We start from the raw sequence: 10,168 nt of genomic DNA, 5'->3' as shown, positions 1-10,168 counted from the left end.
TTGGCCTCCGACTTGGGTGCCCGCGCGGCGCGAGCCGATCGCCTACCCGTGGCTGCGCGCCGCGGGCGTGGCCACGGCGCGGCGGGCGGCCGGCGCCGAGCGCGCCGCCGAACCGCTGACCGTGGCGCGCCGCATGGCCTGGTACCGCTCGATGCGCGCGACCGCGACCGGCACCGCGGCGCTCGGCCGGATCGCCGAGGACGTGGGCGCGCGGATCGCGCACCCGCTGCTCGACCGCACGCTCTGGGGCGCCGTCGCCGGCGCCACGCCCGCGGCCGGGTTCGCCCGGCGCGAGGACGCGCTGCGGCTCACGGCCGGCGCGTTGCTGCCCGAGGACCTGATCACGCGCCGCACGAAGGCCGGCTTCGACCGCGTCTTCTTCAGCCGGCATGCCCGCGCGTTCGTCGCAAGCTGGGACGGTGAAGGCGTGCCGGAGGCGATGGTCGACCCGCGGGCGCTGCGCGAGCACTGGGCGAGCGAGGTGCCGGACCCGCACTCGTACACGCTGCTCCAGTCGGCCTGGCTGGCTTCAGCCGAGCGCGGCGAGTAGCTGCTCACTCGCGGCCGGCAGCTGCTCCCAGTCCTGCGGGCGCGTGAAGCGCAGGTGCGGGAGCGCGCTGAAGCGCACCAACCCGGCCGGGTCCGGCGGGACGAGGCGCACGCCGCGGTGCGGCAGCAGCGCCTGGAAGCGCTCGGCGCCGCGCAAGGGCTCGACCGCGATCTCGTCGCCCCACGCCAACGTGATCCAGCCGCGCAGCGGCAGCTCCGCCGGCACGGCCGGGAGCGGGACGCGCCAGCGGTCGCGGGCACCCACCCGCCCCATCGGCTCGCCCGCGCCGAGCCACGCCGCCGCCTCCTCCCGCAGGTCCACCGAGCGCGGGCCGGCCAGCACCGTCATGCCGTCGATGATCAGCACGTCGTCGCTCATCACGCCGACGCCGTGCGAGCCGAGCCAAGCGAGCAGCGTGCTCTTGCCGGCGGTCTTGTCGCCGAGGACGCCCCAGACGCCGCCGCCCGCCACGATCCCGCCGCCGTGGAAGCCCTCGTGGCCGCGCCAGCGCGACATGACGAGCGCGACCGACGCCAGGAACGGGTGCACGAGCGCGCCGTCCGTCGTCCCGGTCGGCACCTGCAGCTCCGCGCGTGCCGCGACGCGGTCGACCTCCGCCCAACCGCCGCCCGACAGCCGCAGCCGCGCGTGGTCGGCGGTCACCTGCTCCTCGGCCGGCTCCTCGCCCTCGGGCGCGACGCGGACGAGCTCGAGCTCAGGCCAGCGCTCGGGCGCCTCGACGAGCAGGTCGAGCGCCTCGGGGATGTTGGTCAGACGGAACCCGTAGGCACCGAGACTGGACCTTCGCGGAGTAGGAACCACCGGCGCGAAATCGTAGAGTGGCCCGTGTTGAGTCGGAACGAAGGAAGGTAGCGATGGACCAGACCCCCAAGCAGGGGTACGAGGCGCCGGCTCTGACGGTGCTCGGCAGCGTGCACGCACTGACGCAGACGGACAAGAAGTACGGCGTCAGCGATGGGTTCACCTTCATGGGGAACTCCATCACCAACGCGTCGTAGACCTCCCGCCAGTAGGTCCATCCGGCGCGGCACCCAGGGCCGCGCCGGTTGACGCTCTCTCTAGTTGGTCGCTAGAGCGAAGCGGCGGCGCGCGCGAGCGCCTCGACCGCGTCCCAGTCGCCGGGCTTGGCCATCCACGAGCCGCCCACGCACACGACGTTCGGCAGCGCCAGGTAGTCCGGCGCCTTCGCCACGTCGATCCCGCCCGTCGGGCAGAAGCGCATCTGCGGGAACGGACCCGCGAACGCCTTCAACGCCTTCACGCCGCCGTTGATCTCGGCGGGGAAGAACTTCGCGTAGGTGATCCCGCGCTCGAGCAGCGCGATCACGTCGCTCGGCGTCGCCGTGCCCGCGAGGAACGGCACGCCGCTCGCCTGCAGCGCGTCCAGCAGGCTCGGAGTCGCGCCTGGGGAGACGAGGAAGCGCGCGCCGGCGGACAGCGCGTCGTCGACCTGCTGGGCGGTGGTCACGGTGCCCGCGCCCACGACCGCGCCCGGGACCTCCTGCGCGATCCGCTCGATCGCCGCGAGCGCCGGCTGCGTGCGCAGCGTGACCTCGATCGCCGGCAGGCCGCCGCGCACGAGCGCGGCGGCCAGCGGAACGGCGTCGTCGAGATCGTCGATCACGACCACCGGGACGACCGGGGCCAGCGCGACGAGCTCGTCTGTGGTGAGTGCCAACTGGGTTGTCATGCAATCACCACCTGGGGAGGAGCGGAGCTGAAGACCGAAGCGCCCTCGTCGGGCCGCCCGACGCGCTCGCGGAACGCGGCGAAGAGCTCGCGGCCCGTGCCGTGCGTGGCGAGCTCGGGGAGGTAGGGCTCGCGCTGGCTGAGGTCGACGTCGACCTCGAGCCGGCCCGACTCGGCGTCGACGCGGATCACGTCACCGTCGCGCAGGCGCGCGAGCGGCCCGCCCGCGGCGGCCTCGGGGGTGCAGTGGATGGCGGCCGGGACCTTGCCCGAGGCGCCGGACATGCGGCCGTCGGTGACGAGCGCGACGCGGTGGCCGCGGTCCATCAGCACGCCGAGTGCCGGGGTGAGCTTGTGCAGCTCGGGCATCCCGTTGGCGCGCGGGCCCTGGAAGCGGACGACGGCGACCAGGTCCTGGAAGAGCTCACCGCGGTCGAAGGCGGCGAGGAAGTCGGCCTGGTCGTCGAAGATGCGCGCGGGCGCGGTCACGACGCGGTGCTCGGGGGCGACCGCGCTGACCTTCATGACCGCGCGGCCGAGCGCGCCGTCGAGGACGCGGATGCCGCCGTCGGGGCTGAAGGCGGTGTCGACCGGGCGCAGGACGGACTCGTCGCGGCTGTCGCGCGCGGCCGGACGCCAGTCGAGCGCGCCGTTCTCGTCCAGGAACGGCTCGTCGCGGTAGCGGCCGAGGCCGTAGCCGGCGACCGTGTGCACATCGGGGTGCATCAGGCCGGCGTCGATCAGCTCGCCGATGAGGAACGGCATGCCGCCCGCGGCCTGGAAGTGGTTGATGTCCGCGCTGCCGTTGGGGTACACGCGGGCGAGCAGCGGGACGATCGCGGACAGCTCGGCGAAGTCGTCCCACGTGAGGACGATGCCCGCCGCGGCCGCCATCGCCACGAGGTGCATCGTGTGGTTGGTCGAGCCGCCCGTGGCGAGCAGCGCGACGACGCCGTTGACGACAGCGCGCTCGTCGACGATCTGGCCGACCGGGGCGCACTCGAGGGCGACCTTGGCGGCGTGCTCCGTCAGCGCGCGCCGCAGCGGCGTGCCGGGGTTGACGAAGCTCGCTCCCGGCAGGTGCAGGCCCATCGCCTCGAGCACGAGCTGGTTGGAGTTCGCGGTGCCGTAGAAGGTGCAGGTACCGGCGCTGTGGTACGACGCCGACTCGGCCTCCAGCAGCTGGACGCGGTCGACCTTGCCCTCGGCGTGGAGCTGGCGGATCCGGCCCTTCTCGGTGTTCGGCAGGCCCGACGGCATCGGGCCGGCGGGCACGAAGACGGTCGGCAGGTGGCCGAACGACAGCGCGCCGATCAGCATCCCGGGCACGATCTTGTCGCACACGCCGAGCATCAGCGCGGCGTCGAACATGTCGTGGCTGAGCGCGATCGCGGTGCTCATCGCGACCACATCGCGGGAGAAGAGGCTGAGCTCCATGCCGGCGCGGCCCTGCGTGATGCCGTCGCACATGGCGGGCACGCCGCCGGCCATCTGCGCGACGCCGCCGGCCTGCAGCACGGCCTTCTTCAGCATCGCGGGGTAGCGCTCGAACGGCTGGTGCGCCGAGAGCATGTCGTTGTACGACGACACGATCGCCACGTTGCGGCGCTCGCCGCCCATCAGGTGGGCCTTGTCGTCGGGGCCGCAGGCCGCGAAGCCGTGAGCGAGGTTGGCGCAGCCCAGCGCGCCACGGGCGGGACCTTCGGCGGCCGCCGCGCGCATGCGCTCCACGTACGCCGAACGGCTCTCTACCGAGCGTTCGACGATGCGGGCGGTGACCTCGGCGATGACGGGGTACGCGCTCATGGGTGACGACGGTACCGACGCAAGCGCTTGCGCGCAAGCGCTTGCGCACTCTCTTCACACGTCGTTAAACTGCTTGGCGTGGTGACGATGGCCGAAGTGGCCAAGCTCGCGGGTGTCTCGGTGACGACGGTGTCGCACGTCATCAACGGCACCCGCCCCGCCAGCGACGCGACGCGCCGCGCGGTTCAGGCCGCGATCGACCGCACCGGATACCGGCCCAATACGCTGGCACGCGCCCTGGCGCGGGGTGGCACGCAGTCGCTGGGGCTGGCGATCTCCGGCCTCTCGAACCCCTACTTCATGGACGTGGTGGCCGCCGTCGAGGACGCCGCGGGGCGCGCCGGCCACACCCTGCTCCTGGGTGACACCCGCGAGGATCCCGAGCACGAGCTGCGGATCGTGCGGACCCTCGCCGAGCGCCAGGTCGACGGCCTGCTCCTGGCGCCGTCGGTCGGCGCGCTGGAGACCACGCTGCCGTGGCTGGAGTCCGCCGAGGTGCCGGTCGTCCTGCTGGACCGCTTCCTCGACGTCGAGCTCGACCAGGTCGGCTGCGACAACGAGCAACCCACCGCCCGCCTCGTGGAGCACCTGATCGACGTCGGCCACACCCGGATCGCGATGGCGATCGGCATCCCCGGCCTCTCCACCACCGACGAGCGCGTCCGCGGCTACCGGATGGCGCTCGACCAGGCCGGAGTCCCGTTCGATCCCACGCTCCTCGCCGACGGCGGCTCACAACGCGACCAGGCACGCGAGGCGATGCACGCCCTGCTGGATCTCGACCAGCCGCCGACCGCGGTCGTGTCCGGCAACAACTTCATGACGATCGGGCTGCTGCGCGCGCTCAACGAGCGCGGCCTGCGCGTGCCGGACGACATCGCGCTCGTGGCCTTCGACGACTTCGAGTGGGCCGACCTGTTCGCGCCGCGCCTGACCGTCATCCGTCAGCCGACCACGGAGCTGGGCTCACGCGCAGTCGAGCTGCTGCTCTCGCGCCTCGAGGACCCGACGCGCCCGGTCCGCACGGAACGCCTAGAGGCGACCTTCGTGCACCGCGACTCCTGCGGGTGCACAGGATCGTCACGCGCCGCCCACGCGGCGGTGTAACCCTGGCCAACATGGTCTCCTCCTCCCCACGTGAGCTGGGCATCTCCGCGTTGTTGCTGTCGATCTACGTCTCGGCGCGCGGTGGCGCTTCGGTGGCGGGCACCGCGCGCAGGTTCTTCCGGTAGATCACCAGGTCGGCGGGCCGCAGCAGCCCGGGTTCGTCGAAGTCGCGGCGCCCGATCTGGCGGTAGCCGAGCCGCGTGTACCAGTCGTGCAGCCGCACCTTGCGCGGGTGCGGCGCGCCGCGCGGGATCAGCAGCTCGAGCTCCATCTCGTCGACGTCGTAGGCGGCTTCGGCGAAGGTGATCAGCTTGCGGCCCATGCCGGACCCCTGGACGGCCGGATCGATCGACAGCATCCCGAACAGCGCGGCGTGCGGGTCCAGACGCACGATCCGCACGCAGCCGACGACCGTGTCGCCGTCCCAGGCGACCGCGAGCTCGCCGTCCGCGACCAGCTCGCGCACGCGGTCGACGGTCACGCGCTGCCAGTCCAGCTGCCAGATGCCGCCTTCGCCCTCGTCGTAGGCCGCGTTGATGATCCGCGCGAGCTCCTCCTCGATGCCCTGCCCGCCGAAGCCGATCATCGCGCGAGCTCCTGGGCGCGCGCGATCGCTTCCTCGCGGGTGGCGATCGCGCCCGCGTAGCGGTCCTCCTCGAGCTGGGCGAGGATCGTGCCGAGCTGCCGGCCGGCCGGGACGCCGGCTTCCCTGATCAGCTCGTCGCCGCGGACGAGCGGCGACGTGGGGCCGGCCGTGTCCTCCTCGCGGGCGGCGGCGAGCAGCTCGCGCGCCACCTCGAGGTGGGCCTCGATCGCGGGCTCGGCGTTGTCGCCGCGCGTGGCGAGCCGGTCGGCGACGGTGAAGATCGTCGTGTCGGCGCTGTACGGCTGGGTGGCGCGCAGGTAACGCCAGACCGTGCGCCGGTCCAGCGGGCGCTCGTGGACGAGGAAGCCGGCGTCGAGGTGGTGGAGCGTGACCGCGGCGACGTAGTCGCGCAGCTTCGTCGAGGCCTTCAGGCGCCCGAGCACGTCACGCGCGAGCTGCGCACCGGCGGCGTCGTGGCCCATGAAGGTCACCCGCCCACCGTGGAACCCGCGCGTGGCGGGCTTGGCGGCGTCGTGCAGGAGCGCGGCCCAGCGCAACGCGTCCCCGCGCGTCAGCTCGTCCGACAGCGGCTGCGCCAGGAGCGCCGCCACGCCCGCGTCCAGGCCCGCGGCGACCGGGTCGCGCTGCAGCAACGCCACGCAGTCGAGCACCTCGAGCGTGTGGTTGTAGACGTCTGCATGATGGAAGCGGCTCTGCTCGATCCCGCGCAGCGCGGTCAGCTCCGGCAGGACGATCTCGGTCAGCCCGTACGTCTCCATGATCGTCAGACCGCGCCGGACCGCTTCGGCCGAGACGACCCGCTTGAGCTCCGCGAACACGCGCTCCCAAGCCACGCGCGCGACGCCGGCCGCGTGCCGCGCGGCCGCCAAGCCGGTCTCCCCGTCGATCTCCAGCTCGAGCTCGACCGCGATCCGCACCGCCCGCAGGCTGCGCAGCGGGTCCTCCTCCAGCGCGCGCTCGGAGACCATCCGCACGACGCGCCGCGCGAGGTCCTCGCGGCCGCCGTGCGGGTCGACGAGCGCACCACCGCCGAGCGGCTCGGCCATCGCGTTGATGGTGAAGTCACGCTTGGCGAGGTCGGCGAGGATGTCGTCGTCGAGCAGCGTCACGAGGTCGACGTGCCAGGCGTGCCCGGGCGCGACGACCCGCCACGCGCCGAACGCGCCGCTGAGCTGGAACGCCGTGGCGCCGGACGCCTTCGCGATCGCCTTCGCGGCCCGCTTCGGGTCGCCCGGGATGGCCAGGTCGACGTCGTCGGTGTCGCGCCCGATGAGCCGGTCGCGCACCGCGCCGCCGACGAGCCACGCCGTCTCCCCGGCCAACGCCGCCCGCGCGATCTCCAGTGCCTCGCTCATTTCTAAATGACCTGGGTCTTTATGTAGTCGCGGGGCACGCGGGCGGTCAGTCCGCACGTGATCTCGTAGTTGATCGTGCCGAGCTTGGCGGCCATGTCCTCGGCGGGGAGGCCGGGGCCGATGAGGACCGCCTCGGTGCCGCGCTCGACGGGCTCGTCGCCGAGGTCGACGGTGATGTTGTCCATCGACACGGTGCCCGCGAGCGGCACCCGGCGGCCGTCGAGGAGCACCTCGCCGCGACCGGTCAGGCCGCGCCGATAGCCGTCCCCGTAGCCGATCGGGATCGTCCCGATCCAGGTGTCGCGCTCGGCGATGAACCGGCGCCCGTACCCGACGCTGTCCCCCACCCGGGCCCGCTTGACCTCGGCCACGTAGCTCACCAGCGACAGCGCCGGCTCCAGCCCGTGGTCGGCGGGGTCGCGGTGGAACGGGTCCAGGCCGTAGATCGCGATCCCGCAGCGGATCAGGTCCAGCCGCGCCGCCGGCTCGCCCAAAGCGCCGGCCGAGTTCGCGGCGTGCCGCATGACCCCGAACCGATCGGCCCAGGGCACGAACCGCGCGAGCTGCTCGCGCATGAACTCCGGGTCGTCGTCGGAGGTCGCGAAGTGCGTCATCACGCCCACGAGCCGATCGCCGGCCGCCGCCGCCACCCGCTCCGCCTCGGCCGCGTCGCGCGTGCCGAGCCGCCCCATGCCGGTGTCCAGCTTCACGTGCACGCGCGCCGAAGCGGGCAGCCCGGCGACGAACGCCTCGCGCCACGCGACTACGTCAGCGTCCGCGTCCAGTGCGGTCCGGAGCTCGTCCGCGTCGAGCGCGCCGAGCACCAGCAGCGGCCCGTCGACCCCCGCGGCGCGCAGCTCGGCCGCCTCGTTCGCCGTCGCCACGGCGAGCCACGCGGCGCCGCCGCGCTGGGCGGCCCGCGCCGCCTCGACGGCCCCGTGCCCGTAGCCGCCCGACTTCACGACCGCGCACAGCGTCCCCAGCTGTGCCAGCCGGGCGCAGTTGCGCTCGATGGCGCCCACGTCGATCCGCGCGACGGCGCGCATTAGTCCGCCGTGAGCGCGTCGAGCACGTCGACCCGGGTGACGACCCCGATCAGGCGCCCGTGCTCGACGACCGGCAGGCGGTTGTGCTTGCCGCGGGCGATCGTCCGGGCGGCCTCGCCGACCGTGGCGTCGGGCTCGATCGTGATCGGGTCCTCGGTCATCACGTCGGCGGCGGTGGAGCCGATCGCCTTGCGCAGCCGCGCCTCGAACTTCTTCGTCGACTCGAGGAACACGATGCCCCCGAAGAGCTCGATGTAGTGCGGGAGGTGCAGGTCCTCCGTCTCGCCGGCCAGGATCAGGTCGGCCTCGGTGATGATCCCGACGCAGCGCCCGCCCTCGTTGATCACGGGCACCCCGGGCAGCTCGTGGTCGCGCAGGACGCGCACGACGTGCTCGATCGGGTCGTCCGGATAGACCGGCGGGACCTGCGTCTCCATGATGTCGCGGACCGTCAACGCCATTGAGGCCGAAATCCTAGGCGCTCAAAGCGGCGGGCAACGCCGAGATCACGTCGGAGGCGATCACGCCGTCCGGTCCGTGCGGCGCCGCGGCGATCTGCCCGGCGCGCACGTGGGCGTAGACGCCGGCGCACGCGGCCTGCGCGACCGGCATGCCCTTGGCGAGCATCGCGCCGATCACGCCCGCCAGCACGTCGCCCGTGCCCGCCGTCGCCAGGCCCGGCGCGCGCCCGCGCGAGATCGCCACCCGGCCGTCCGGCGCGGCGACGAGCGTGTCGTCGCCCTTGTGCACGACGAACGCCTTCGTGATCGCTGCCGCCTCGCGCGCGTGACGCAGGCGGGAGCGCTCGACCTCCTCGGAGGTCGTGTCCAGCAACCGGGCGAGCTCGCCGGAGTGCGGTGTGAGCACGGTCGGCCAGCGGCGCTGGGGCAGGATCTCCTCCACGTGGCCGACCAGCGCGTTGAGGCCGTCGGCGTCGATGACGAGCGGCACGTCGATCCGCGGCACCACGGCGCGCACGAGCGCCTGCGCGCCCGGGTCCTTCGAGAGCCCCGGGCCGAGCACAACCGCGTTCGCGCGGCTGATCGCCTTCAGCAGCTGCTCCTCCGACGACGGATCGAGGTGGCCGGAGCCGTCCTCGGGCAGCCCGATCATCATTGCCTCGAGCAGTCTCACCGTGAAGCTCAGCTCCAGGCTTGCCGGTGCGCCGACCGTCACGTAGCCCGCTCCGGCGCGCATCGCGGCCAGCGCGCTCATCGACGGCGCGCCCGTCAGCCCACGCGAGCCGCCGATGATGAACACGTTGCCGCTGGAGAACTTCGTGGAGTCCGAAGCGCGCCGCGGCATGTCCCGCAGCACGCCCGCGCCGATCAGCCCGGCGTCGGGACGCGCCGGGCCACCCCGCGGGATGCCGATCTCCACGACCTCGACGTCCCCCGCGTAGCCCTTCCCGGGCCGGATCCAGACGCCGAGCTTGGGCCGGTGGAAGGCGACGGTCGCGACGCAGTGCACGGCCGGCCCGGCGACCTCACCCGTCGTGGCGTCCACGCCCGAGGGGATGTCAGCAGCGATCACCGGCGCCCGCGCGGCCTCCATCTCCTTGATCACGCCCGCCGCGGGCTCGCGCGGCACGCCGCTGGATCCGGTGCCGAGCAGCGCGTCGACGATCACGTGAACCTTGTTCAGGCGCCCCGCCTCGAACGGGATCGGCTTCGGCCCCGGCAGCTTCTTGATCTGCGCCTGCGCGTCCTCGCCCATCCACTCGGGCGGCCAGACGGCGTGCACCTCGACCTCGCGGCCGGCCTGGCGCAGCAGCCGCGCGGCGACGATCCCGTCGCCGCCGTTGTTCCCCTTGCCGCAGACGATCGCGATCCGGCCCGCCGGCGCTCGCCGAGCGACGACGCCGGCGAGGCCCTCGCCCGCCCGCTCCATCAGCTCGTCGACGGCGACCTTCTTCTCGTTGATCGCCCAGCGATCCAGCTCACGCATCTCCCCCGCTTCGAGCAGGGGTTCCATCCATCGGGGGAGC

The 10,168-nt window shown here is 73.4% G+C and carries 10 protein-coding genes and 1 pseudogene; 3 read left to right on the top strand and 8 right to left on the bottom strand.

Annotated elements, in window-relative coordinates; translation table 11 throughout:
• A pseudogene (locus OJ997_RS08540) lies at window positions 1-550 on the top strand (hypothetical protein); the annotation flags it as partial.
• Here OJ997_RS08540 and OJ997_RS08535 read toward each other — a convergent pair.
• Window positions 530-1,372, bottom strand: coding sequence for a hypothetical protein (locus OJ997_RS08535; RefSeq protein WP_270024651.1), 843 nt, complete (start codon window positions 1,370-1,372; stop codon window positions 530-532). The pseudogene OJ997_RS08540 and the gene OJ997_RS08535 overlap by 21 nt on opposite strands.
• A gap of 53 nt (window positions 1,373-1,425) precedes the next feature.
• Here OJ997_RS08535 and OJ997_RS08530 point away from each other — a divergent pair, with 53 nt between their 5' ends.
• Window positions 1,426-1,569 carry a lasso RiPP family leader peptide-containing protein gene (locus OJ997_RS08530; RefSeq protein WP_270024650.1) on the top strand — a complete coding sequence of 48 codons (144 nt, stop codon included), beginning with the start codon at window positions 1,426-1,428 and terminating at the stop codon, window positions 1,567-1,569.
• Window positions 1,570-1,640: 71 nt separating this feature from the next.
• On the opposite strand, the gene eda is transcribed toward OJ997_RS08530, so the two are convergent.
• Window positions 1,641-2,261: a bifunctional 4-hydroxy-2-oxoglutarate aldolase/2-dehydro-3-deoxy-phosphogluconate aldolase gene (gene eda, locus OJ997_RS08525; RefSeq protein WP_372517881.1), complete on the bottom strand. Its 621-nt coding sequence runs from the start codon at window positions 2,259-2,261 to the stop codon at window positions 1,641-1,643.
• Window positions 2,258-4,066: a phosphogluconate dehydratase gene (edd, locus tag OJ997_RS08520; RefSeq protein ID WP_270024648.1), complete on the bottom strand. Its 1,809-nt coding sequence runs from the start codon at window positions 4,064-4,066 to the stop codon at window positions 2,258-2,260. The genes eda and edd overlap by 4 nt, the downstream gene beginning before the upstream one ends.
• A gap of 87 nt (window positions 4,067-4,153) precedes the next feature.
• Here edd and OJ997_RS08515 point away from each other — a divergent pair, with 87 nt between their 5' ends.
• Complete coding sequence (locus OJ997_RS08515) at window positions 4,154-5,173, top strand: LacI family DNA-binding transcriptional regulator (RefSeq protein WP_270024655.1); 1,020 nt, start codon at window positions 4,154-4,156, stop codon at window positions 5,171-5,173.
• A gap of 64 nt (window positions 5,174-5,237) precedes the next feature.
• Here the strand turns inward: OJ997_RS08515 and OJ997_RS08510 are convergent, their stop codons facing one another.
• The 5 genes from OJ997_RS08510 to OJ997_RS08490 are packed head-to-tail and all read right to left on the bottom strand — an operon-like array spanning window position 5,238 to window position 10,155.
• The gene (locus OJ997_RS08510; protein WP_270024647.1) at window positions 5,238-5,759 is read right to left on the bottom strand and encodes a GNAT family N-acetyltransferase; all 522 of its coding nucleotides are present in this window, start codon (window positions 5,757-5,759) and stop codon (window positions 5,238-5,240) included.
• Window positions 5,756-7,135 carry an HD domain-containing protein gene (locus tag OJ997_RS08505; RefSeq protein WP_270024646.1) on the bottom strand — a complete coding sequence of 460 codons (1,380 nt, stop codon included), beginning with the start codon at window positions 7,133-7,135 and terminating at the stop codon, window positions 5,756-5,758. The genes OJ997_RS08510 and OJ997_RS08505 overlap by 4 nt, the downstream gene beginning before the upstream one ends.
• A 2-nt stretch (window positions 7,136-7,137) precedes the next feature.
• Window positions 7,138-8,181 (bottom strand): alanine racemase, encoded by a 1,044-nt coding sequence (gene alr / locus OJ997_RS08500; RefSeq protein WP_270024645.1) that lies wholly within the window; start codon window positions 8,179-8,181, stop codon window positions 7,138-7,140.
• The gene (locus OJ997_RS08495; protein WP_270024644.1) at window positions 8,181-8,642 is read right to left on the bottom strand and encodes a CBS domain-containing protein; all 462 of its coding nucleotides are present in this window, start codon (window positions 8,640-8,642) and stop codon (window positions 8,181-8,183) included. Before OJ997_RS08495 ends, alr begins: the two co-directional genes overlap by 1 nt.
• A gap of 13 nt (window positions 8,643-8,655) precedes the next feature.
• Entirely contained in the window at window positions 8,656-10,155 is a 1,500-nt protein-coding gene (locus OJ997_RS08490; RefSeq protein WP_270024643.1) for an NAD(P)H-hydrate dehydratase, read from the bottom strand.
• Window positions 10,156-10,168: the final 13 nt, after the last annotated feature.

Source organism: Solirubrobacter phytolaccae, assembly GCF_027587195.1.
In the GTDB taxonomy this organism is placed as follows: Bacteria; Actinomycetota; Thermoleophilia; order Solirubrobacterales; family Solirubrobacteraceae; genus Solirubrobacter; species Solirubrobacter phytolaccae.
Note: the sequence above shows the minus strand (reverse complement) of the source record. Positions and strands in the feature narration are given on the sequence as shown.

Excerpts from the sequence above, each read along its gene's own strand:
- OJ997_RS08530 (WP_270024650.1), top strand. The coding sequence starts at position 1,426 with ATGGACCAGACCCCCAAGCAGGGGTACGAGGCGCCGGCTCTGACGGTG.
- eda (WP_372517881.1), bottom strand. The coding sequence starts at position 2,261 with ATGACAACCCAGTTGGCACTCACCACAGACGAGCTCGTCGCGCTGGCC.
- edd (WP_270024648.1), bottom strand. The coding sequence starts at position 4,066 with ATGAGCGCGTACCCCGTCATCGCCGAGGTCACCGCCCGCATCGTCGAA.
- OJ997_RS08515 (WP_270024655.1), top strand. The coding sequence starts at position 4,154 with ATGGCCGAAGTGGCCAAGCTCGCGGGTGTCTCGGTGACGACGGTGTCG.
- OJ997_RS08510 (WP_270024647.1), bottom strand. The coding sequence starts at position 5,759 with ATGATCGGCTTCGGCGGGCAGGGCATCGAGGAGGAGCTCGCGCGGATC.
- OJ997_RS08505 (WP_270024646.1), bottom strand. The coding sequence starts at position 7,135 with ATGAGCGAGGCACTGGAGATCGCGCGGGCGGCGTTGGCCGGGGAGACG.
- alr (WP_270024645.1), bottom strand. The coding sequence starts at position 8,181 with ATGCGCGCCGTCGCGCGGATCGACGTGGGCGCCATCGAGCGCAACTGC.
- OJ997_RS08495 (WP_270024644.1), bottom strand. The coding sequence starts at position 8,642 with ATGGCGTTGACGGTCCGCGACATCATGGAGACGCAGGTCCCGCCGGTC.
- OJ997_RS08490 (WP_270024643.1), bottom strand. The coding sequence starts at position 10,155 with ATGGAACCCCTGCTCGAAGCGGGGGAGATGCGTGAGCTGGATCGCTGG.